Here is a 23693-nt window from a genome sequence, read left to right as displayed (position 1 = left end):
TCTTTCCTTCACGCCTGGATTACTAATCTAATGAAGCGAACGGCCAAGGAAAGATTGCCGCGCTCCACTTCGTTGCGCTCGCAATGACAGACGATTAAAAAGCCGTCTTCCCGCGCTTGATAAACTGCCCGTAGCCTTTCGAAACCTTGGCTTCGCCGGCGTCGATGGCCACCTGACCACGCAGCAACACCGTGTCGATTTTGCCGGTCAGCTCCCAGCCTTCGTAGCCCGAGTAGTCCACGTTCATGTGGTGGGTAGCGGCCGAAATCGTGTGCTTCTTATCGGGGTCGAAAATCACTAAATCAGCGTCGGCCCCAATACTGATGGTGCCTTTGCGCGGAAACATGCCAAATATTTTAGCCGCGTTGGTCGAGGTTATCTCCACGAATTTCTGAGGCGTAATTCTCCCCTTCCCTACCCCCTCCGAAAACAGCAATTCCATGCGGTGCTCCACGGCGGGGTGGCCGTTCGGAATTTTCGAGAAATCGTCCTTACCCATGAGCTTCTGCTTCCACATAAAGGGGCAGTGGTCGGTACCGACTACGTTTACCAGCCCTTGGCTAATACCGGCCCAGAGCGTAGCCTGGTCCTTTTTTTCGCGCAGCGGCGGCGACATGACCCACTTGGCGCCCTCGGCCTTATTCTCATACAGCGAGGCGTCGAGCAGCAGGTACTGAATGCAGGTTTCAACCAGCACGCGCTGGTTGCGCTCGGTGGCGCGGCGCACCTGGTTGAGGGCGCCCTGGCAGGTGAGGTGCACGATGTAGGCATTCACCCCCGTGTAGTTGGCAATGTCGGCGAAGCGGCCAGAGGCTTCGGCCTCCGTCACTTCGGGCTGCGAGAGGTAGTGGTAGAGCGGCGACAGCTTGCCCTGCGCCCGGTGCTGGGCGATGAGCGTGTCAATCATGTCACCGTTGGTGGCGTGGGCCGTCACGAGGCCGCCGTGCTTTTTCACTTCCTGCATCAGGCCTACCATCTGCGCATCGTCAATCATGAGCGCGCCTTTATAGGCCATAAAGGTTTTGAAGGACGTGATGCCTTCGGCAATCATATCCTTGATTTCCAGCTGTGTGTCCGGATTAAAATCCGTCACGGCCATGTGGAAGGAGTAGTCGCCCACGGCGTTGCCGGTGGCCCTACCCTGCCATTCGTCGAGGGCGGCGCGCAGCGAGTTGCCCTGCTTTTGCAGGATGAAGTCGATGACCGTGGTAGTGCCGCCGTGCAGCGCGGCGCGGGTGCCGGTTTCGTAGGTGTCGCTGCTGAAGGTGCCCATGAAGGGCATTTCGAGGTGCACATGCGGGTCGATGCCGCCGGGCATTATCAGCTTGCCGGTGCAGTCGATGACCTCCGCGCCGTTGGGCAGGGGTAGACCCCGGCCAATGGCAGCGATGGTTTCGCCTTCGACCAAGATATCGCAAATACTGTCCGAGTCGGCCGTGATAACGCGGCCGTTTTTTAGCAGAATCGACATAGAAATTTCTCCTAATCAGGAACGTCATACTTAGCTTGTCGAATCATCTCGCTCGCCTCGCTCGCCTCGTTGAACTATTGAATTACTGCTGCGCGCGAGATGCTTCTCTGCGGTCAGCATGACGTTCTTTTTGAGCAGTTGCCTAATGGCAGGCAGCGTCCGCAATCTTCAGCGCCTCCGAAATTATCGCCAGCCCCTCATCCAGGTCCGCCTTGTTGATATTGAGCGGCGGCGCGATAAAAATATAGCTCCAGCGCACGAAGGTATACATGCCCAATTCCTTGATTTTGGCGGCCACCTCGTTCATGATGGCCATCTGGTCGGGGGCAGCGTTCCAGGGGGCCATGGGCTCCTTGGTTTTACGGTTTTTTACCAACTCCAGGCAGCCGAAGAGGCCGGTGTTACGCCAGTCGCCGATGCTGGGGTGCTGCTTGATGAGCTCGGCTACGCGCTCGTCGAGGTAGTGGCCCATCTCCACCGTATTTTCGAGCAGGTGGTCTTCCTCGTAAATGTCGAGCACGGCCACGGCGGCGGCGCAGCTCACGGGGTGCGCCGAGTACGTGAGTCCCAGCGGCAACGGCTTGTTGTCAAATGACTTGGCAATGGCTTCATCGACCATCACGGCGCCTAGCGGTACGTAGCCGGCGGTGATGCCCTTGGCCATGCACATGATATCGACCTTCACGCCGTGGTGGTCCGAGCCAAACCACTTGCCGGTGCGGCCGAAGCCCGACATCACCTCATCGGCCACCAGTAGGATGCCATATTTGTCGCAGATTTCGCGCACCCGCGTCCAGTAGCCGGGCGGGTACTTGATGCAGCCGCTGGTGCCCGATTCGCCTTCCAGAAAAATGGCGGCCACGCTGCCGGGGTTTTCGTAGCCAATAATGCGCTCCAGGGCATCGGCGGCGCGTTGGGCGCACTCCTCGGGGGTCGTGCTGTACCAGGGGCAGCGGTAGGCGTAGGGGTTTTCGACGTGCACCACGCCAGGCATGGCTTGGCTATCGACGGCAAACTTGCGGGGGTCGCCGCCCACGCTCATGGCCCCGTAGCTGGCCCCGTGAAACGACTGATACAGCGACACAATCTTGTGCCGGCCGGTGTAGATGCGCGCCAGCTTGATGGCGTTCTCGATGGCCTCGGCTCCGCCCAGCGTGAAAAAAGCCTTGGTCAGGTTGGGCGCAGTAATCTCGCTGAGGCGCTTGCCGAGGTCGCCGCGTACCTTGGTTATCATGCCGGGATACACGTAGCTTACCTCGCGCATCTGGGCGACTACGGCCTCGGTCACGCGCTGGTCGCCGTGGCCGATGTTCACGTTCATGAGCTGCGACGAGAAGTCGATGTAGCGCTTGCCATCGCGGTCATATAAGTACACGCCCGCCGCCCGCTCGGCGCTGATGGGGTTAAGGCCCGCCTGCTTTGACCACGAAAACAGCGTGTGGTCAAGGTTGTCGTGCAGGATTTGCTGTTGGTCGATATCGAGGATAGGGTTCATAAGTAGCAGCGCAGGTTATTAAAAAGCCGCTGGCCGCCGTTTAGCGCGCAGCGCGTAACGGCAGGCCGACGGGTGGGGCGAGTCTCCAGACTCGCGAGTTGTAGACAAAAAGCGAGTTAGAAACTCGCCCCACTGGCTAGCCTGCCGTTACGCGCTGCGCGCTAAACGGCGGCCAGCTTGTTGGTTCTAGCTCATCCAGTTCACCCGCGACTCCGGGTTCCACTTGGTGGTCGTCTTTTTGAGCTGGGTCCAAAACTCGATGGAGCTCTTGCCAGTGATATCACACGCGCCGAACTTCGATTCGTTCCAGCCGCCGAAGGAGAAGGGCTCGCGGGGCACGGGCACGCCGATGTTCACGCCAATCATGCCGGCGCTGGCGTGGTCCATCACATAGCGGGCATGACTGCCGCTTTGCGTGAAAACGGCGGCGGCGTTGCCGTAAGGGTTGGCGTTTTCGATGGCCAGGGCCTCGTCGAGGCTCTTGGTGCGCAGGATGGCCAGCACTGGGCCAAATACCTCCTCTTTGGCAATAGCCATATCGGGCGTCACGTAGTCGATGACGGTAGCGCCCACGTAGTAGCCGTCTTTGTGGCCGGGCACCACGGCGCCGCGGCCGTCGAGCAACACCTTGGCGCCGGCTGCTTCGGCCTCGGTGATGTAGCGCTCGATGCGCTCCTTGGCCTCGCGGCTGATGACGGAACCCAGGTTTTGGCCGACTACGATTTTCCTGGCTTCCTCTACCAACTTACTCACGATGTGGTCGATGCTGCCTACCCCCACCATCGTGGAGCCAGCCATGCAACGCTGGCCCGCGCAGCCCGACATGCTCGCCGCCACGTTGGAGGCCGTCATCTCGGGGTGCGCATCGGGCAGCACGATGAGATGGTTTTTGGCCCCGCCCAGCGCCACGCAACGCTTGAGGTTAGAGGTGGCCCGGATGTAGACCGTTTTAGCAATGGGCGTGGAGCCCACGAACGACACGGCCTGAATATCGGGGTGGTCGCAGATGGCTTCGACGATAGTTTTGTCGCCGTTCACCACGTTGAGCACGCCATTGGGCAGGCCGGCTTCTTTCAGCAATTCGGCAATTTTGACGGCGCTCAGCGGTACCTTCTCCGAGGGCTTCAGAATCATGCAGTTGCCGAGCACCAGCGCATTCGGAATAGTCCAGTGCGGTACCATGTTGGGGAAGTTGAACGGGGCGATGCTGGCCACCACACCCAGCGGCTTGCGCTCGGCGCGGGCCTCCACGCCCTTGCTCACTTCCAAAAATTCACCCTGCACGAGCTGGGGCAATGAGCAGGCAAACTCGGTTAGCTCCACGGCCTTCTCAACTTCCGCGCGGGCTTCGTCGAAGGTTTTGCCGTTTTCCTCCCGCACGAGGTCGGCCAGCACCTTCATGTCGCGCTCCAGCAGGGTTTTGTAGCGGTAGAATATCTGCACCCGCTCTTTGATAGGAGTAGCCGACCAGGCCGGAAACGCCGCCTGCGCCGCCTTCACCGCCGTATCGAGGTCGGCCGCGCTGCTCAGCGGCATGGCCGAAATAACGGCGCCGCTTAGCGGGCTGAACACGTCAAGCAAAGCCGCTGCCGGCGTGTCGATGGGCTGGCCGGCTACGTAGTTGCGGATGGCAGGGTACTTCAGCGCTTGCGTTTCCATGAATTACCGAAAGGTTTAGGGGGTGCAAGCTACCGGTTTTTCTGGAATTGCAAGCTAGCTGGGAACTTGTTCGGGCTAAATTTTTGCTGTTTTGGCCAGCCCAGCTTATTTCAGCCCCCGTCCTACCCCCCGTTGGGAGCCTGAGGCGGCGCCAGCGCAACGTATTCGGCGCGGGTGAGGCGGTACTGCCAGAGGTCGTGGTACTGGCCGTCGCGCCTAGTGTGCTGCACCAGCTCGCCCTCCTTCACCATGCCGTTTTTCAGCATTACGCGGCCCGAAGCGGGGTTGCCGGCAATGTGCGTTGCGTAAATCTTATTGAGCTCTAACTCCTCAAAGCCAAAGCGTAGCAGGGCGCCCAGCGCCTCGCTGGCCAGGCCCCTGCCCCAGTGCGGCTGGCCCAGCCAGTAGCCCGCCTCGGCCCGGTCGAAGCGGTGCTCCACCGTGAGGCCAATGCCACCGATAAACTCGCCCGTGGCCCGCAGCTCGATGGCAAACGCGTAGCCGGTTTGCTGCGCGTAGTTTTCCTGGGTGGCCTGCACCCAGTGCCGAGCATCCGCCGCGCGGTAGGGGTGCGGAATGTTGAGCGTGTTGCGGGCTACCTCGTAGTTGCCGGCCAGGGCCACGAGCGCCGGCACGTCGGCCAGGGCGAAGGCGCGCAGGTGCAGGCGCTGGGTTTCGAGTTGGGGGAAGGGGGTAGGCGGCATTATCTCATTTATCGCTTGCCCCACAGCGGCACGCGGCTCTCGGTGCCGGCGCGCAGGCGGCCGATATTGGCCCGGTGAGTATAGATGAGCATGGCCGCCAGCAAAAAGCCGAACCAGACTTGCAGCGGGTTGGCGGGCCTGAAGGGGGGTAGGAGCTGCAAAAAGGCGAAGGCCACGCCGGCCGTCATGCTGCTCAGCGACACGTAGCGCGTGGTGCCCAGCACCGCCAGAAACACCAGCAGCGCCACGCCTACCGTGGCCGGGGCAATGGCCAGCATCATGCCCAGAATGGTGGCCACGCCCTTACCCCCCCGAAACTGCGCGAACACCGGGAATATGTGCCCCACCACGGCCAGCACGCCGCAGGCAAGGCGGTAGTAAAACAAGCTTTCGGGCACAATGAGGCCCTGACTTAGCAGAAAGTTGGGCAGGAAATAGGCCGCTGCAAAACCTTTGAACGCATCAAAGAGAAGCACAAAGGTGCCGGCTTTTTTGCCCAGCACCCGGAAGGTGTTGGTGGCGCCCGCGTTGCCGGAGCCGTGCTCCCGAATGTCGGCCAGATTGAAAAACGTGCGGCCCACCCACAGCGCCGTGGGGATAGAACCAAGCAGATAGGCTGCGAGCAGCGCCAGAATAATGATAAGCATGGGCGCAAAAGTAAGCAGCCCCGGAGGTCGTCCGGGGCTGCTGGCTACGAGTCACCGAAGGGGTCTTCTTCGGCGTTTTTCTTCTTCTTTTTCTTGGCCTTCTTATCCGGCTCGGCGCCGGGCTCGGCGTTGGGGTCCGGCTTGGCTTCCTTTATTTTCTCCTTTTGCTTTTTGACCGGTGCTTCGGCCGGGGCTGCCATTGGGCTCACGGCCGGCGCAGCTACTTTGGCAGAATCGGCCGCGGGCTTGGTGGGTGCCGGGCTGGCTACGGCCGCTGGCGCGGGGGTAGGCGGCGCAGCGGGAGCCGAAGTAGCGGCTGGAGCTACGGCCTTGGGCTTGGGCGCTACGGGCGGGGCCACTTCGCTATCAGCGAACGGGTCGTTGTCTTTTTTCTTCTTCGACTTCTTGGCGGGCTCGGGCGCTGGTTCGTCGGCCGGGGCAGCGAGCGGGTCGCTGTCCTTTTCTTTCTTTTTCGACTTCTTGGCGGGCTCGTCGGCGGGCGTGATAGTGCCGTCGCCGAAGGGGTCAGCCTTGGCTTTCTTCTTCGACTTTTTGCCCTTCTCGGTGGCAAAGCTGTCTTCGTCGGGCTTGGCCGGGGCGGCGGGGCGGGCAGACAGCTTGCCCGTCTTGCCCAGGTAATCGCGCTCGAAGTGCGAACGGAAACGGTCCACGTCCTCAAACTCGCCCAGAAACACGCCGAAATCAGTGGCCGTTTCGATGCTACCGCGCTGCTTGGACGACACCTCACCGTCGAATTCCTCGCTCGATGACTTGGCCAGCAGCACGTTGTTGGCGTAGCGCAGGTAGTACCAGGTCTGGGGCTCGGCCTCCAGGTACACCTCCACGATGTCAGCCGAGTTATCGCGCTTGATTTCGACGTAGCCATCGACCAGCGCGTTCAGGCCCTGCTTCCCTACCCCCGACAAGCCAAGCTTACCCACTGAGTACCAAGCCTTCTGCTTAGGGTTCCAGCGCAGCTCTACCTTGCTCAGCGTTAGCGTGTGCAGCAGCTTGGGCGAAATGCTGGCCAGGTTGGGCGGGGCCACGCCCGGCCGGCGGTTGTTGAAAGCCTCCGCGCCCTTATCGCCCGCAAACTGGGCAATATTATACAGCTCTTCGTTGGAGCCGTCAAGCGCTTCAGGCGAGTTTTTAGTGACTTTGGCCAGGGTCGAAGCCATCACTTCCACCGCTTTGCTGGGCAAGTTGACGTCGATACCCAGCAGGCTCCGCACCTGGTAGTGGGCGCTGTCGGGGTTGGCCTTACCCACCCCGCTGGCGGCGATGCTGAAGTTTTTCGTATTAGTAATGAAGCTCATCGGGCCGCGGAAGGTCAGCTGGCTCGTGGCTTCGGAATAGTTGAGCAGCGTGCCCTGGTACTTGTTCGGGTCGCTCAGGTCGTGGTCGGTGATGGTGTAGTCGCCGAGCTTGGGGTCGTAGTGCAGCTTGCCCGATACGGCCAGCAGCGGCACGTCGGCTTCACTGCTCTTAGAGCCGGCGTAGAGGGGGTAAATCTTATTATCGGCATCCGATAAAAACAGGCCGGTGGACAACGGTGAGCCGTCCTCGGTCTTGAGGCTGCGCATATCGAGGTCGAGATTTTTGGGGTCGATACTGTCGCGCACCGCAAACCACTCGGCGGTGGCCGCGTCGCGCAGCTTGCCAAATTGCAGCTGCACCTGGCCGTCGAACATCAGCCCGCGCTTGCGCGAGTTCAGGTTGATGCCACCTCGGAAACCGATGCGCGGCGCCAGCTGAAACTTCTGGTTGGTTTCCACATTGGCCGTGGCCGTGGTAGCCAGGCTCGGCACGTTGGCGGCCTCGTCATCGGTGGCCTTGCGGCGGCGCAGGCCAAAGCGCTTGCGCCCACCCGCCGAAGCCAGCAAGGCCGCCGAATCGGACTTGAAATTCACGAACTTCAGCGCTACTGAATCACCGGTGGCGGTGCGCGACATATACTTGGCGTCGCCTCCAAAAGCATCGCGCGAGGTCACGGTGATGTTGCCGTCCACCAGCTTGTGAAACTTACCCAGCGAGTCGAGCAGCACCGTGGCGTGGCGCAGCGTCTGCATTTTGCCGCCACCGGCCACCGTCACGCGGCCCGAATCGGGAATAACCCAGGCATCGGCCGCGGCCACGAAGGGCACGCCCTTGGCTTGCAGCTGGTACTTGGTGAGGTCGTAGGTAGCGCGGGCCGCCCGGAACTTGAGGCCGTGCTGGGCGGGCAGCGTCGAGGTGAAGTACGAGCGGGTCGAGTCGGCGCCGGTGGCGCGCAGCAGCACCCGCTTCTTCTTGAAGTCCCAGCGCCCGCCGCTGAGCGAGGTGCGGAAGTCGGTATAAGGCAGGTCGATAGTGGCCTTGCTACCCTCTTCGCGCTTAAAGTCGGCGGCGCCATTCTTGAGGTCGTAGGTCAGGCTCACGTCGTTGGCGATAAGTGCGGGCTTGCCGGCCTGGGCCGACTTCACGCTCAGCAATGCTTTTTTGCCCGAGTATGAGTCGTTCTTAAACGTCAAATTATCGGAGCGCACGTAACTCTGCGGGCCATCGAGGCGGCCAGCGCCGCCCACCGTTTTGGGCGTCAGCAGCAACTCGCCTTTGAAGGTGTGGTCGGCATATACCTTGGCCGAGGCGCCACTCGGCGGCGTGCGCATATACAGCGAGTCGGCGCGCGTCTGCCAGTTGATGAGGTAGCCGGGGGGTAGGGTTACTTTGGGCGTGTAGGTGCTGGCCGCGATAGTGCCGGTTTTGCCCTCGCCCGTGAGCGAGTCGCCGTACATCACGAAGCGGTCGCTCTGCATGGTGGCGCCGAGGTAGGTTACGGTGCCGTTCGATTGCAAACCCTTGGTATTAAGCTTCACCTTGGCCCCGCCCGACAGCCGGCCCTTGCCGCCAAACAGGGGGTAGCCCGCCGCCGGCACCGTATGCTCAAAGCCCATCGAGCCGTCTTCCTGAGTGCTCAACGCCGTTTTGATGGGGGGTAGGGCGCGGCTGTGGAATACGCCCACGAAGGTGCCGCGCGAGCGCCCGGTGCCCATCGAGTCGAAACTAAAGGGCGGCACGTCGAAGTACGTAGTCGAGTCGTAGGCGCCGCCCAGCATGTCGGGCTTGTTGAAGTACACGTAGGCGCCCGACGACGAGGTGAACGACGGATACTTGGGCAGCTTTTTGCGGCCCGAGCGGTTTTTGGGGTCGTTCAGGTACAGCCGGCCGCTTTGGTAGTTGCCCTTGTTGGTGAGCACAAACTCGCTGGGCAGGCCTTCTTCCACCGCCAGCGCGCCGTTTTTGTTGGAGGCTTTCTTCTTCTTGTTGCGAATGCTGAGCGAGTCAATACGGGGCATGTCAATGTAATACCCATCGTAATCAAACTTGAAATCGCGGCCCTTAAAGCTGTAAATCGACGTTTTGACGCGCCCGCCAAATGCGAGGTTGCGGTTGCGCCGCAGGTGCACTACGCCGCTGTCGGGCTGCACATACACAGCCGCCGAGTCGTCCGAAAAGCTGAACTGCTTCACTCCGCGCAGCAGCAGCTCGTTGCTGGCCAGGTTGAGGGTAGCGCTCCGGCCCGAGCCCGTAAGCGACTTAATATCAATGTGGTCGAAGTCTTTTTTGTCGCGTGCCGCGCCCACGTAGTGGCGGCCCTTACGCAGCAAAATCACATCGCCGGTTTGCTGGTTGATATCCACGTAGCCTTCGCGGGCCAGGCCGCTGATGGCCGAACGCAGGTTGGCCTCGTTGGTGTGGGTAGCCTCCGCCACGTCGTGCACGTTCAGCACATCGCCGTGGCCGTGCTCGATGCTGTAGCCCAGCAGCATTTGCAGCGGGTGCAGGTGGTTGATGCTCTTGAGCTGCTGGTAGCGAACGTTGGAAAAGAAGTTCCGGCTCTCAAAATCGGCCGATACCTGGGTGGGCGCCGTGATGATGCTGAAGTCCATCTTGGGCTCGCGCAGGTTCCAGACCAGCATCTGCGCCCGAATATCGACTTGGTGGTACGAGTCCGAATACGGCGCATTGCGGTACAGCCCCTGCTCATACAACAGCTTGAGCTGTTCCTTGCCTTTCAGGTATTTAAGCTCCACGCCGGGGTGGGTAATGGAGTCGCCGGTGCTCTCGTAAAGCGCTACCGCCGCCCGGCTGGCCGTGATAACCGAGTCACCGAGCACAAAGCTGCGCGAGGCCGAGCGAAAGCGCAGCTTGTTGTCCTGCCGCACGGTGAGGTGGGACATGGAGCCATCGAGCGCCGCCGACAGCACCTGGCTGCCCGCAATCGACACGCCACCCTGGTAGCTGAGGCCCGTGCCCATGTTCTTGAGCCGCGCATCGTTGGTAAGCGAGATGAAGCGGGGGTAGCTGCTTTCGGTGGCGCCCGACTTGCGGCGCACGCTCTTGTAGCTGAGGGCGCCCTTTATCGGGGCTTCGAGCAGGGCCGGGTAGGTCAACGTTACGGGCTGCGCCGTGAACTCAGGCTTACTGAGGTCGAAGTCGAAGGCCGCCAGCTCGGCCGTCACGGGGTTGCCCTTGATGGTCCAGGTTACCTGGCCGCCCGTGGCTACCAGGTGGCTGCTGCCCGGCGCTATCGTGCCGCTCACCTTGCGCAGCACGATGGAGTCGCCGTTGGTACGCATCACTAAGTCCGCATCTTTGATTTCGATGAGAGGGCCGCTTACGGGCGGGGGATAGTAAGCATCGTAGGCCGCCGCGGCCGAGGGCACAAAGGGCTGGTCGAAGTCGCTGGTGCTGGGCGCGGGGGTAGGGGCCGGCTTAGCGGCTACGGGCTTGGCCGCGGCTTTGGCAGGAGCTTTAGCAACAGCTTTGGCGGGCGCTTTTTTCTTGGCCGGCGCGCCCCAGCCATCATTCGCCGGGGCACCCCAGCCGTCGCTGGAAGCCTTTTTCTTGGGGCTGCTCACGATGGGCGGGCCCCAGCCATCGTCTTTCGCGGCCTTGCTGCCGCCGCTCCACATATCGGCGGTGTCCCAGCCATCGCTGGCGCGCTTTTTCTTGGCTACAGGTTTGGGTTTGGGGGCCGGCTTAGGCGCGGCCGCAGCGACTGGCTTGGCCGGCGCGGCGGGGGGTAGGGCGGCCTGCTTGGCCGGCGCGGCCGGCGCATCAAACGAGGCATTGGGGTCGGGCGCAGCGGCCGCCTTGTAGGCAAACGACAGCTGCCCGCCGGTAGCCCGCAGCGCGTTGAAGCCCGAGCGGTACACGTAGCCGCCGCTGAGCATTTGCGCCGTGGCCATCAAATACTTTTCCACCGCGGTGGCCGGGTCTTTTTCTACCGACTGCCCCAGCGCGTCGAGGTACTGGTCCAGTTGCTTGTCGCTGAGGCCGGCCTTGGTCTTGCCATTTACCAGGGCGCTGTAGAAGGCCGTGAGGTGCGGAATGGGCCGCAGCTTCTTGTCCAGCATTTGCTGCGACAGCCCGGCGATGGTGGTCTGCTGGCTGGCCGTGAGCTGGTTGCTACCCCATAGCTGGCGCAGCTGGTCGCCCAGCGTTTTGGCCCCGGCATTGTTGGTGGCCACCATCATCGTGCGCACGTCGATAATGAACTGCTCAGGGTCGGGCGAGAGGTGGCCCGTGTAGCGCGCCACCGCCGTTTGGGCGGGGCGCGCGTCGCCTGCTACCCGCCCAGCAGGTGGGGGGGCAGCAGGTTTTGCAGTTTGGGCCCAAGCAGGCAGTAACGGTAACGATAAACAGAAAAGTAGACTAGCTAAACACTTCATATAATAGGACTAAAACCAGAATAAACTAGCGTAAAAGCCCCAGGCGAAGCTAAGGCGGCTACAATTTCGTAAAAATTGCTGAAACCCAGCTACGCAGGCTCCGGTGGCGCTCATAACGGAGGCCCTGGCGGGTGGCTTCAGCCGTTATTTTAGCCAAATCTTCCTCATAAAACCCACTGAACAAAATTGGGTTCCCGCTGGGTAGCAGTCGGGCGTAGGCGTGCATGTCTTCGAGCAAAACATTGCGGTTAATATTGGCCAAAATGAGGTCGAAGGGTGCTTCGTCGGCCAAGGTTTCGGCGCCGCCCAGGCGGCACTCTATCGTGCGGCAGTGGTTCTCGGCGGCGTTGTCGCGGGCGTTTTCCACGGTCCAGGGCTCCACATCCACAGCCAGCACCTGGCGGGCACCCAGTTTTTCGGCCATAATGGCCAGGATGCCGGTGCCGCAGCCCATGTCCAGCACGCGCTTACCGTGGTGGTCAATGTCGAGCTGGTTCTCAATCATGAGGGCCGTGGTTTCGTGGTGGCCAGTGCCAAACGACATGCGCGGCATTATCTCGATGTCGTAGTCTACGCTCTCGGGCCGGGGGTGAAACGGCGCCCGCACCGACACGCGGTCGGCAATAACGAGCGGCTGAAAATTCTTTTCCCACTCGCTGTTCCAGTTCTGGCGCGTGATGATGCGGTCCGAAAACGCCAGCTCGCCGATACCCTCGTAGCGGCTCATAATCTCGGCCACCGCGTCGCGGTCAAACGCCTCTTCGGTGGTGTAGGCGCAAAAGCCGGCGTCGTTGTCTTCGAAGGTGTCGAAGCCCACTTCGCCCAGCTCGGCAATCAGCATTTCGGCCAGCTCGCGCGGGGCCTGTACAGTCAGTTCAATAAAATCCATTGTACGAATATGTTCTTTATGAGTCAATTATCTACCAACAAACAGAACGTCATGCTGAGCTTGTCGAAGCATCTCGCCTGCATCGTTGAACGAACTCAGACGATGCGAGCGAGATGCTTCGACAAGCTCAGCATGACGTTCTTTTAGTTAATAGAAATCAGCAAGTATTACTGCTTACAGCCCGCAAACGAGCGGACTTTGGTGTAGTGAATGGCGAAATCGGCCCGGCTGCGGTCGGTGGTCACGAAGAGCACGTAGTCGGCAAACTCGCGGTTTTCGGCCGGGCTCCACAGGCCGGCTTTGTCGGCGAAGAGCTTGTTGGTTTCGTTGAAAACCAGCACGTCGGCGAACGCCTGCTCGGGCTCCATGTATACTACGGCGAAGCACGAGTTGGCCCGGCGCGGGTCCATTTCGAGGTATACCGAGCCGTAGATTTTGCACGGCTCGACCGAGCCCGCCAGGTGTGCCGCCGGCCCTACCCCCATCGGAGCGGGCGAAGCGAACAGCAGCAGAAAAGAAAGTAAAAACGAGAGCATGGCCGGGGCTGCGGGAAAAGGTGAGGCAAATTTTTGCGGGTTTTATGTAGCACAGGCAAGAATTCTGCCCAAAATGCAAACCCTTCTCCCAGCAGTGCCAGTGCGCTAGAAAGACTTTACAATCTCGACAAAATCGCGTGATTTCAACGACGCGCCCCCGATGAGGCCGCCGTCGACGTCGGGTTGGGAGAAGAGCTCGCGGGCGTTCTGCGCGTTGCATGAGCCGCCGTATAAAATGGTGGTATCGGCGGCAGTGGCCGCGTCGTAGGCCGCCGCTACCTGCGCCCGAATGAAGGCGTGCACCTCCTGCGCCTGCTCGCTACTGGCCGTGCGCCCCGTGCCAATGGCCCAGATGGGCTCGTAGGCAATCACTAACCCGCCAAATTCTTCCTTGCTGAGGTGAAACAGGCCGGCGGCCAGCTGCTGGCCAATGTAGTCGAAGGTTTCGTCGGCCTCGCGGGTTTCGAGGGTTTCGCCCACGCAGAAAATGGGCTTCAGGCCAGCGGTGAGGGCCGTTTTGAGCTTTTCGGCCAGCAGGGTATCATCTTCGTGAAATTGCTGGCGGCGCTCGGAGTGGCCCAGAATCACGTACTCGCAGCCTACCGATTGCAGCTGCTTGGCCGACACCTCGCCGGTGTAGGCGCCGCTTTCTTTCTGGTGAAAGTTCTGCGCCCCGAGGGCGGGGTTGCCGCTGTCGCCCAGCAGCTGGCCCACGGCCATCAGCAGGGGGAAGGACGGGCAAACGACTACCTGTGGGCGCGCGGCGGTCAGGTCGGCCTTCAGGAGCTCCATGAGCTCGATGGTCAGGGCCTGCGCTTCGGGCAGGGTGAGGTTCATTTTCCAGTTGCCGGCAACGAAATTTTGGCGCATTAGAGAAAGGCTAAAAAGTAAAAAAACAACCGCTAGGGCTCGGGGCAAAAGTACGGCACCCAGGCAGCCCCGCCCTACCCCCTCCTACTCGGCCAACGCCACCCGGCCGGGCGCGCGGCGGCGCTGCCAGCCCGCCAGCGCGGCGCCTACCAGCAGCGCCACGGCGGCCCCCAGCGCCGTGAGCGCCAGGCCTGGCTCGGCGGCGCGCTGGGCCTGCCAGGTGCCCACCAGCCCCCAGGCAATGGGCAGCGGCAGCAGCGCATCGCGAAAGTGCCAGGCCAGCGCCACGCCCAGCCCGGCCGCTACCACCAGCAGCGCGTAGCAGCCCACCAGGCTGGCCGGCGCCGACCACACCAGCCCGTGCGCGCCAAAGCCATCGCGCAAGCCAAAAATAAAGTTGAGCACCGTGGCCAGCATTATCCAGCCCAGATACAGGCTCAGGAACCACACCGGCCAGCCGGGCGCGGCATTGGCTAGCACCAGGCGCCGGGCGCGGCCGTAGGTCTGGGCCAGCAGCAGCAGGATAAACAGCATCACGGTAAGACTGGTCCCGATGATGCCGTAGCTGAATACCAGCGTCCAGGCCGTGGTGAGCAGCACGGCGCGGGTCAGCAGCGAATTAAGTTGGCGGGGTAGGGCGGCCGCTCGCTGCGCGGGCAGCAGCTGCCACACCGTGTACACCACCAGCCCCGTAAAAATGACGCCCCAGATGCTGAACGCGTAGCCCGCCGGCGTGAGCAGCGTAGGGTGCTGCGCCGACATGGCCCCGTTGCTGAGCGCCCCGGCCGGCGGGTTGGCATTGTAGAGGTAGTTGACGTACAGGCAGCTCACCACGGCTACCGGCAGTAGCCAGCGCCAAAAGCGGTCGGCCGGGGTTTCGGTCTTTTCCATAGCGCACGTGTACGTAAGCAGGCGCTAAAAAACCAGCCCCTCGGCCAGTGGCCAGGGCACCGGCGGCTAACCCAGGCGGCCCGCTGTGCGCGGCGGGGGGGGGAGGCGGGGCGGGCGGGCGCTATTTTTTATTACCTGGAGCAACTCAATTGATAATACTATCATAACTAGCCACGTAGTGCCGCGTATACGGTTAGGGTTAAGAGTAGTAGCCAAAAAATATTTGGCCGGGGCAACCTATCACCTCTTAACTTGAGTCTCGAAGAAGCCAAAAATTTACCGTAATAATACATATTGCCCGCTCTCCCCTTGATTCCCGTTACGCAACCTTTTTTACCGCCCTTAGCAGAATACACCGCCTACTTGGTTGGCATTTGGGAGCGGAGCCGGCTTACCAATAATGGACCGCTGCTGCTGCAGCTGGAAGCCGAGTTGCGCCATTATCTGCAGATACCCTACGTGCACTTTACCTCCAACGGCACCATCGCGTTGCAGCTCGCTATTCGGGCGCTGGAGCTGAGCGGGGAGATTATCACAACCCCTTTTTCGTACGTCGCCACTACGGCGGCCATTCTCTGGGAGCACTGCTCCCCGGTATTCGTTGACATTGATGCCGATACGTTCTGCCTGGATGCGACCAAGATTGAGGCGGCCATTACGCCCCGCACCAGCGCCATTTTGGCTACCCACGTGTATGGCTACCCGTGCGACGTGCTAGCCATCGAGGCCATTGCCCGGCGGCACGGGCTCCGGGTTATTTATGACGGGGCGCACGCGTTTGGCACGCAGGTAGCCGGCCGCTCGCTGCTGAGCTACGGCGACATCACCACCTGTAGCTTTCACGCTACCAAACTGTTTCACACGGGCGAGGGCGGGGCCGTGCTGCTCCACGACGAGCAGCTGTCGCGGAAAGTAAACCTGCTCAAGTCGTTTGGGCACGTGGGCGACGAGCACCTGGCGCTGGGGATAAACGGCAAAAACTCGGAGCTGCACGCCGCAATGGGCCTTTGCCTGCTGCCGCGGGTGGCGGGCTTCATTGCCGCCCGCGCCGAGCTGTACCATTGGTACCGGCAAGAGCTGGCGGGCCTGCCCCTGGCCTACCCCCACCTGCCACCCGACACGGTGTACAACTACGCCTATTTTCCCATTTTGCTGGAAACTCCGGCGCAGCTGCTGCAAGTGCAGGCCCTGCTGGCCACGCACGGCATCGACACGCGCCGCTACTTCTTTCCCTCGCTCAACCACCTGCCCTACCTCGATGGGGCGGCGGCCTGCCCGGTATCGGAAGATGCCGCCGGGCGAGTGCTGTGCCTGCCTTTCTACCCCCAGCTAGACATTGAGCAGGTGCGTCGCATTGCGGGGCTGGTGCGGCTGGCCGTGGCCAGCGCGGTACCTGCTTAGCGCCTACGGTTGTCAGCCAGCAGCTACCAGCAGTTGAGCGCGTGGCAGGCTACAAGTTGACAGCCAGCCGCTAACAACGCATTTTTTCAGATACTTACTCTATGCTACTCTGCTATGAACTCGACACCTATTAAGGTCAGCGTGGTCGTTCTGGCCTATAACCACGAGCCTTTTTTGCGCCAAGCCCTCGATGGCGTGCTGGGGCAGGAGGTGGACTTCAACTACGAAATAATTGTGGGGGAAGACTACTCGACGGACCAGACGCGGCGCATTGTGCGCGACTATGAGCAGCGCTACCCTACCCTGCTCAAGCCCATTTACCACCCGCATAATGTGGGCATGGGACCCAACTTCCACGCCTGCCTGCAAGCGTGCCGGGGCGAGTACATTGCCTTGCTCGAAGGCGATGACTACTGGACCAGCCCGCTAAAGCTTCGGCGCCAGGTGGCGTGGCTGGACCAAAACCCCGATTTTACCATCTGCTTTCACCCCGTGCTGGACCATTACGAAGATGGCTCGCGGCCCGACGCCGTGCCGCACAAGTTCAAGCAGGATGTGTATGAGTTTGATGATTTTCTGACCCCCATCTACACCATCGTGAGCACGAGCGCTACCATGCTGCGCAACGTGCGCCCCACGTGGCCGGCGTGGCTGTTCACGGTTAAGCCCATTGACTTTTCGCTGGTGCTGCTCTACGCCGAGTTGGGTAAAGCCAAGCTGCTGCCCGAGGTGATGAGTGCGTACCGCATTCATGCGGGCGGCATCTGGTCGGGCACCCCGCGCCACCTCAATATTAAGAGCTTTTTGCTGATGTACCGGCAGCTGTGGCTGCACTACGCGGCTACGGGCCACGGACCCAAGCTGCGCCGCCACCTGTTTGACCTGTACCTGACTACGGCCAACGTGTACGCCAACAGCGGCTTGCCGGCCGGGGCCCGCGACTTGCTGCGCGAGGCGCTGCGCCTGGAGCCGACGCGGCACCTCACCGACCTGCCGGCGCTGCTGGGCGCCGGCCTGCGGCTGGCCCGCAGCATGGCCCGGCACCAGCGCACGCCGGCCGGGGCGAGGCCCGCCTACCCCCTGGCGTAGCCGCTACGCCAGGTATTCAAGCACAGCCTTACCTCTTTCTTTCATAAAAGGCACTTCCAGACCTTCTTTCTGCCGGGCTGCTACTAGGCCATTTCCTGATGCTACCGCCCTACCCCCCCCCCACCCGCCGGTTCTGGCTCTACGATAAATTTAAGCAGGTATATACCAAGCAGGTTGATGGCGGCGGCCTAGCCATTTTTCGCATCGTTTTTTGCGCGGTGCTGCTGGCCGAGGTGGCGCACTTGTTCTATTTCCGCCACCTCATTTTCGATGTAATTCCATTCGTGGAAGGGGCCGAAATTGGCTTCACGACGCCGCTGCTGCTGTGGATGGCCACGCTGGTGCTGCTGGGGCTGGGGCTGTACACGCGCCCGGCGGCGCTGGTCAACTACGGATTTGCGCTGATACTTTTTTCGTCGCTGAAAACCTACGCCTATATGATGACGCCGGTGTACATCGGCATGAGCTTTTTATTTCTGTTTTTGCCGATTAGCCGGCGGTTGTCGCTCGACCGGCTGCGGCTCAAGCTGCGGTATTCCGGGCCGCGTTTTCGCTACGAGCCGCCGACTACGGTGAGCCAGCTGGCGTACTATGCGCCCGTGCTGGTCGGTATCGGGTTTGTCTACTTCGACTCGGCGCTCTATAAGCTGACGTCGCCCCTGTGGCTCACGGGCCTGGGCATGTGGAAGCCGCTGTCGCTCCCCTACGAAACCCCGTTCAACTACTCGTATCTCCTGAACCAGGAGGTGCTGGTCAAATTTTTGGGCTACCTGACGCTGGTTTTCGAGCTTGTTTTTTTGTTCCTTTATCCCTTCCGGCGGTACCGGCCGTGGCTGTTGCTCATTGGCCTGGGGCTGCACCTGGGGGTGCTGGTATCGTTGCCGATACCGCTGTTTGCGGTGGGTTTTAGCAGCTTGTACGTGCTGGTAGTGCCGGCTGGCTGGTGGCGCCGCTGGCTGGCGCCGCGGGTAAGCCGCCCCAGCCTGGCTTTTTACTACGATGCCGAGTCGCGGCTCAGCACCCGCGTGTGCCTGCTGCTAGAGCAGCTCGACCGGCACCACGCAGTGCAGTTTCGCAGCGCCCAGGACTTTGCCGGCCAGGAGCCCGCGCTGCAGGGCCTAGCTCCGCAAGCGCTGCACGCTGCCGCCTACAGCGTTGATGCCAAGGGCCAGGCTTACAACGAGCTGGCCAGCTACGAGCAGGTGCTGCGGCGCATTGGGTATCTGCGGCCTCTGGCCTGGCTGCTGCGGCTGCCGGGCGGGCGGGCGCTGGGCGGGGCCGCGGGCCGGTGGATAGCGCGCTCGGTGGCGGCCGGGAGCGGCCCTACCCCCGCTGTGCCGGTTGGGCTGCTGCCAGGCGCTACCCGGCGCACGCTTAAGCTGGCCGGGGCGGCGGCGGGGCTGGCGGGGCTGACACTTTTGCAAGGTCTGGTATCGTACGATACGCCTCTGGTGCGGCTGCTGCGGCGCAATTCGCGGCTGGAATACACGCTGGTTGGCCGGGGGCTGGCCCGCATTTCGGAAGCGGTGGAGGGGCCAGCCCACAACTTTTTGGGAATTGCGAAGCACCCGATTGCCCTCGACGAGCACTTTGCCAGCTACACGCACCTGATTGCCGTCACCTACACCGGCCCGGATGGTATTGAGCGGTTTTTGCCTATTACGCAGCCTAGTGGGCAGCCGGGCGCCTATTTATCGGGGGCCGTTTGGCTGAAGTGGACGTACAGCGTCGTTTCGGCTAAGGTAGACCAGGAGCGTTTGGCAAAAGGTATTCGCAGCTTCACGGCTTTTTGGGCGCATCAAAACGGGGTAGACCTGGCCAATTGCCGCTTCAGCGTGAAGGTTAAAAAAATTGCCGAGCCTCTTACCTGGCAGCGTGACTTTCTCAACCAGCAACTACGCAAGCCCTGGCAAAACGCCGGGTTTGTGACGTGGCACAACCAGCAGTTTGCGGCGCACCTGGCCACTATTGAAGCGCTGTAGGCCCACCCTACCCCTGCCCCGCATTCTCATTCACTCACTTAACTCCGCGCCCCACGGCGCCCTTCTCCCCATGCTGATTGTCGGCGCCAAAGGCTTTGCCAAAGAGGTTCTGGAAGTTATCTACCAAGCCGATAGCAAGGCGCGGGTGGCGTTCTACGACGACGTCTCCGACGACTTGCCGCCGCTGCTGTATGGGCACTACCCGGTGCTGCAAACGATGGCCGCCGCCCAGGCGTGGCTGGCGCAAGATGCGCGGTTTGTGCTGGGGGTAGGCAGCCCGCGGGTGCGCCGCCTACTGGCCGAAAAAATGCAGCAGGCGGGCGGTATACTCACCTCTACCATTTCGCCCAAGGCCGCTATTGGCGCCTTTGGCACGACTATCGGCCCCGGCTGCAACATCATGACTGGCGCCGTGCTCACGGCTGACAGCAGGGTGGGCGAAGGCGTGCTGATTAACCTAAACTGCACCATTGGCCACGACTGCATCATACACGATTACTGCGAGCTTAGCCCAGGCGTGCACCTGTCGGGGCACGTGACGCTGGGAGCTAACTGCGTGCTGGGAACCGGGGCTGTGGTGCTGCCCGGCGTGCAGATTGGGGCTAACGCCGTAGTGGGCGCCGGCAGCGTAGTGACGAAGCACGTGGACGCCAACTCGCTGGCAGTAGGCATCCCGGCCAAAGTTATCCGCCGGTTCGATACGCCTGATGCGGGGTAGCGCGACACCTTCTAGCAACTGCCAACACGCTCCTAACGAAAACGGGCAGCGCCAGCGCTGCCCGTTTCGACGTTTAGACGAATAAGCCTTCGACCGAGAGGTAGCGCTCGCCGGTGTCGTAGCAGAACGTGAGCACTTTGCCGCCCTGGGGCACTTCGGCCAGCTTTTTGGCAACGGCCGCTAGCGAGGCGCCCGACGAGATACCACACAGAATACCTTCTTCCTTGGCCACGCGACGCGTCATTTCGAACGCCTCGTCGCGGGTTATCTGAATGACGCCGTCGAGAATATCGGTGTGCAGGTTTTCGGGAATGAAGCCTGCGCCGATGCCCTGGAGCGGGTGCGGGCCGGGCGCGCCGCCACTGATAACGGGCGACTGCTCGGGCTCCACGGCGAAGGTTTTCATGTTCGGGAAGTGCGGCTTCAGCGCCTCGGTCACGCCCGTGATGTGGCCGCCCGTACCTACCCCCGTAATGTGCATATCGAAGCCGCCCTCGGGCGCATCGGCCAGAATTTCCTGAGCCGTAACGTCGATGTGCACCTGAATATTAGCAGGGTTCGAGAACTGCATGGGCATCCAGGCGCCGGGCGTGTTGTCCACCATTTCCTGGGCCTTGGCAATGGCGCCTTTCATGCCGCCTTCACGGGGCGTGAGCTCCAGGCTGGCGCCGTAGGCCGTCATCAGGCGGCGGCGCTCGATGCTCATGCTCTCGGGCATCACCAGCGTGATTTTATAGCCCTTTACGGCGGCCACCAAGGCCAGCCCTACCCCCGTGTTGCCCGAGGTAGGCTCAATAATGACGCTGTCTTTAGTCAGAATACCGTCTTTTTCGGCCTGCTCAATCATGCTGAGCGCGATGCGGTCCTTGATGGAGCCACCAGGATTCTGGCGCTCTAGCTTTATCCACACCTCCACGTCGGGGCGCTCGGCGGCGAAAAGCTTGTTGAGTTTGACCAGCGGCGTATGGCCGATAACGTCGAGAATGGAATTGGCTTTCATTTTTTAGAATGAGTAGGTAGGTAAATGAGCAGATGAGTAAACGAGCAACTTGTTTCAGGTAAGCACTTTACTCAGGCACTACCCTACTCATTTACCTTTTTAAATGGAAAACATGAGCTCGCCGGCGGGGTCATCCTGGCGGGCCATGTGCAGCTGAGCGCGGTGATACACCCGCGAATGCGAGGGTACGCTCTCCGTCAGCCACACGTTGCCGCCGATAATGCTGCGCGTGCCAATGACGGTGCTCCCCCCCAAAATCGTGGCGTTGGCATAAATCACCACGTAGTCCTCAATAGTGGGGTGGCGCTTGAGGCCTTGCAAGGTCTTTGTCACGCTGAGCGCACCCAGCGTAACACCTTGATATATTTGCACGTGCGCACCAATCTCGGCCGTTTCGCCAATGACGATGCCCGTGCCGTGGTCGATGCAGAACGCCGGCCCGATGCGCGCGCCGGGATGAATGTCGATGCCCGTGCGCTGGTGGGCATACTCGCTCAGCAGGCGGGGTAGGCGCGGCACGCCGCGCTGGTGCAAGGCGTGGGCAAGCCGGTGCAAGGCAGTGGCGTAAAACCCTGGGTACGTGCTCAGTATCTCCGTCACGTTTTGCGCGGCAGGGTCGGCAGCTAGGGTGGCTTCGGCGTCGCGCAGCAGGGCGGCCCGCAGGTTGGGCAAGCCATTGAAGAGGTCGGCGGCGAGGGCCGCGGGGGGGGTAGGGAGGTCGGGCACCTGGGCCAGCAACTCACCCAACTCAGCCTGCAAGTGGTAAAGCGTGGCGGCAATGGCATCGGTACCGGCCAGCGGCTTGATGGCCCGCTCGGGAAAGAGCACGGCCAGCACCTGCTCGGCTAGCGCGCAAAAAGCGGGGCCAGGAAGGGCGGTGGGCACGGCCGCATGTGCCCGTGCCAATTGCTCAGCAAACGTTTCGAGGGCGGCGGCAGACACGGCAGAATCATGAATAAGCGAAAAAACAGGCCCGGCGCTACGCAGCGTCCAAACGGCTAGGGTTTCTTAACCGGCGGGGTTGGCCGAAGGTTTTGAGCCGGCCGTGGCACAACCGCCGGGGCAGCCCCGCCGTTAGCAAGGGCAGCTGCTGAGCAGAGTGGCACTCTGCTCAGCAGCTTTCTGCTCCCTCCTTACTACCTGGCTAAAACGAAGTGCCACTTCGTTTTACACATTCCTACCCCACATGTCTACCCCCAACGCTAACGCCAGCACCACCACTCCCAGCGCCGATGGCGCCAAGCACCTGGCTGCCGGCCACCACGTATCGCTCCGCCTCTGGGAAGATGAGCAGCCCGGCGAACCCAAGCCCCTCACCAACAAGCCCTACGAAACGGTCGGCTACGTGCTCAAGGGCCGTGCCGAGCTGCACCTCGAAGGCAACGTAACCACCCTGGAGCCCGGTGCTTCGTACCTAGTGCCCCAAGGCGCCTCGCACACCTACAAAATCCTGGAAACCTTTACGGCCATTGAGGCCACTTCGCCCCCGCAGGAAGGCAAATAAGTAAGTGGGTAATTGAGTAAATGAGTAACGTAAAAAATTGCTCATTTACTCAACTACCCACTTACTAACCCTACCCCGGCTCGGGGCGGGTGAAGAAATTGATGGCCCGTCGCTCGGAATAATACGAGCCTGCCGGGCCATTTTCGTTGAAGCCTACGTGGCCGCCCATGGCTGGCGTTTCGAGGTAGAAATAGGAGCTGGCCGTAGCCGCTTCGCGCGGGTAGCAGCTGGGGGGTAGGAAAGGGTCATTCAGGGCGTTGACGAGCAGCGTGGGCACCCGAATACCCGCCAGGTAGCGCCCCGACGCGGACTGCGCATAGTAGTCGTCGGCCGAAGCAAAGCCGTGCATGGGCGCCGTGAAGTACTCGTCAAACTGCGGAAAATCGCGCATTTGGCTCAGCTTTGTGAGGTCGAGCTGGCCGGGCAGCTGGGCCGCCTTCACCCGGATTTTTTCGCGCAGCGAGCCCATAAAGCGCCGCAAATAAATTTGGTTCTGCCAGCGGCTAATATGCATAGAACTGGCCTTTAGGTCGGTAGGCACCGAAAAAACGGCGGCCCGCTGCACCTGCGGCGGCACCCGCGCCGCGTGCTCGCCCAGGTACTTGAGCGTGACGTTGCCGCCCGCCGAAAAGCCCGTCAGAAATATTTTCGGATAGTTTTTGGCCGCAGTAGCATGGCGAATTACTTCGGCCAGGTCTTCGGTATCGCCGAGGTGGTAGGCGCGCAGCAGGCGGTTGGTTTCGCCGCCGCAGCCGCGGTAGTTCCAGGCCAGCGCATCAAAGCCCGCCTGGTTGAGCGCCCGCGCCATGCCGCGCACGTAGGGCCGGCTGCTATCGCCCTCCAGCCCGTGCGAAATAATTCCCAGCCGCGCCGCCGGCTGGGGCCCGGCCCAGGACCAATCGAGGTCCACAAAGTCGCCGTCGGGCAGCTCTAGGCGCTCGCGCTGGTAGCGTACCTCCGGCACGCGCCGCAGGATACTGGCCGCGATGGTTTGCAGGTGGCCATTGGCCAGCAAAGCGGCCGGGCGATAGGTAGAAGTAGGGAGAAGCGGCATAGTAACTTGGCGAACAAGGCGTACTTTTGAGGGGGTAGTGCGCCCCTATAGCGGGTAACCTTATCAGCG

Annotated in this window: 18 protein-coding genes; 5 read left to right on the top strand and 13 right to left on the bottom strand. The window is 61.6% G+C overall.

Going from position 1 to position 23693, the window contains the following annotated elements:
- Positions 1-94: 94 nt before the first annotated feature.
- The 10 genes from hydA to E4631_RS02320 all read right to left on the bottom strand — a co-directional run bounded on the left by hydA (position 95) and on the right by E4631_RS02320 (position 14876).
- Complete coding sequence (gene hydA / locus E4631_RS02365; RefSeq protein WP_133658485.1) at positions 95-1471, bottom strand: dihydropyrimidinase; 1377 nt, start codon at positions 1469-1471, stop codon at positions 95-97.
- Positions 1472-1613: 142 nt separating this feature from the next.
- Complete coding sequence (locus E4631_RS02360; protein ID WP_133658484.1) at positions 1614-2966, bottom strand: aminotransferase class III-fold pyridoxal phosphate-dependent enzyme; 1353 nt, start codon at positions 2964-2966, stop codon at positions 1614-1616.
- Positions 2967-3152: 186 nt separating this feature from the next.
- The gene (locus E4631_RS02355; RefSeq protein ID WP_240734611.1) at positions 3153-4625 is read right to left on the bottom strand and encodes a CoA-acylating methylmalonate-semialdehyde dehydrogenase; all 1473 of its coding nucleotides are present in this window, start codon (positions 4623-4625) and stop codon (positions 3153-3155) included.
- A 122-nt stretch (positions 4626-4747) separates the two neighbouring features.
- Positions 4748-5329, bottom strand: a complete 582-nt coding sequence (locus E4631_RS02350) for a GNAT family N-acetyltransferase (protein ID WP_133658483.1) — start codon at positions 5327-5329, stop codon at positions 4748-4750.
- Between the two features lie 8 nt (positions 5330-5337).
- On the bottom strand, positions 5338-5976 hold the full coding sequence (gene plsY / locus E4631_RS02345) for a glycerol-3-phosphate 1-O-acyltransferase PlsY (protein ID WP_133658482.1): 639 nt from the start codon (positions 5974-5976) through the stop codon (positions 5338-5340).
- Between the two features lie 44 nt (positions 5977-6020).
- On the bottom strand, positions 6021-11558 hold the full coding sequence (locus E4631_RS02340; RefSeq protein ID WP_133658481.1) for a hypothetical protein: 5538 nt from the start codon (positions 11556-11558) through the stop codon (positions 6021-6023).
- 190 nt (positions 11559-11748) lie between these two features.
- Entirely contained in the window at positions 11749-12579 is an 831-nt protein-coding gene (prmA, locus tag E4631_RS02335) for a 50S ribosomal protein L11 methyltransferase (RefSeq protein WP_133658480.1), read from the bottom strand.
- 167 nt (positions 12580-12746) lie between these two features.
- A complete protein-coding gene (locus tag E4631_RS02330; RefSeq protein WP_240734609.1) occupies positions 12747-13115 on the bottom strand; it encodes a hypothetical protein in 369 nt (122 codons plus the stop codon).
- A 105-nt stretch (positions 13116-13220) separates the two neighbouring features.
- Positions 13221-13985, bottom strand: a complete 765-nt coding sequence (gene tpiA, locus E4631_RS02325) for a triose-phosphate isomerase (RefSeq protein ID WP_133658479.1) — start codon at positions 13983-13985, stop codon at positions 13221-13223.
- A gap of 84 nt (positions 13986-14069) precedes the next feature.
- Positions 14070-14876, bottom strand: a complete 807-nt coding sequence (locus E4631_RS02320; RefSeq protein WP_133658478.1) for a tryptophan-rich sensory protein — start codon at positions 14874-14876, stop codon at positions 14070-14072.
- Positions 14877-15170: 294 nt separating this feature from the next.
- On the opposite strand from E4631_RS02320, the gene E4631_RS02315 reads away from it, so the two are divergent.
- The 4 genes from E4631_RS02315 to E4631_RS02300 all read left to right on the top strand — a co-directional run bounded on the left by E4631_RS02315 (position 15171) and on the right by E4631_RS02300 (position 20066).
- Positions 15171-16277: a DegT/DnrJ/EryC1/StrS aminotransferase family protein gene (locus tag E4631_RS02315; protein ID WP_240734606.1), complete on the top strand. Its 1107-nt coding sequence runs from the start codon at positions 15171-15173 to the stop codon at positions 16275-16277.
- A gap of 114 nt (positions 16278-16391) precedes the next feature.
- Positions 16392-17366: a glycosyltransferase family 2 protein gene (locus E4631_RS02310; protein ID WP_133658476.1), complete on the top strand. Its 975-nt coding sequence runs from the start codon at positions 16392-16394 to the stop codon at positions 17364-17366.
- A 98-nt stretch (positions 17367-17464) separates the two neighbouring features.
- Complete coding sequence (locus E4631_RS02305) at positions 17465-19348, top strand: DCC1-like thiol-disulfide oxidoreductase family protein (RefSeq protein ID WP_133658475.1); 1884 nt, start codon at positions 17465-17467, stop codon at positions 19346-19348.
- 70 nt (positions 19349-19418) lie between these two features.
- Complete coding sequence (locus E4631_RS02300) at positions 19419-20066, top strand: acetyltransferase (RefSeq protein WP_133658474.1); 648 nt, start codon at positions 19419-19421, stop codon at positions 20064-20066.
- A 73-nt stretch (positions 20067-20139) separates the two neighbouring features.
- On the opposite strand, the gene cysK is transcribed toward E4631_RS02300, so the two are convergent.
- Positions 20140-21066: a cysteine synthase A gene (cysK, locus tag E4631_RS02295; RefSeq protein ID WP_133658473.1), complete on the bottom strand. Its 927-nt coding sequence runs from the start codon at positions 21064-21066 to the stop codon at positions 20140-20142.
- A 99-nt stretch (positions 21067-21165) separates the two neighbouring features.
- On the bottom strand, positions 21166-22008 hold the full coding sequence (locus E4631_RS02290; protein ID WP_133658472.1) for a serine O-acetyltransferase: 843 nt from the start codon (positions 22006-22008) through the stop codon (positions 21166-21168).
- A gap of 244 nt (positions 22009-22252) precedes the next feature.
- Here E4631_RS02290 and E4631_RS02285 point away from each other — a divergent pair, with 244 nt between their 5' ends.
- Positions 22253-22570, top strand: coding sequence for a cupin domain-containing protein (locus tag E4631_RS02285; RefSeq protein WP_133658471.1), 318 nt, complete (start codon positions 22253-22255; stop codon positions 22568-22570).
- A gap of 70 nt (positions 22571-22640) precedes the next feature.
- Here the strand turns inward: E4631_RS02285 and E4631_RS02280 are convergent, their stop codons facing one another.
- Complete coding sequence (locus E4631_RS02280; protein ID WP_133658470.1) at positions 22641-23624, bottom strand: YheT family hydrolase; 984 nt, start codon at positions 23622-23624, stop codon at positions 22641-22643.
- Positions 23625-23693: the final 69 nt, after the last annotated feature.

The sequence above is a fragment of the Hymenobacter sp. UV11 genome (assembly GCF_004684095.1).
Classification (GTDB): Bacteria; Bacteroidota; Bacteroidia; order Cytophagales; family Hymenobacteraceae; genus Hymenobacter.
The sequence above is the reverse complement of the archived record's forward strand: the minus strand, read 5'-3'. Positions and strand labels throughout refer to the sequence as shown.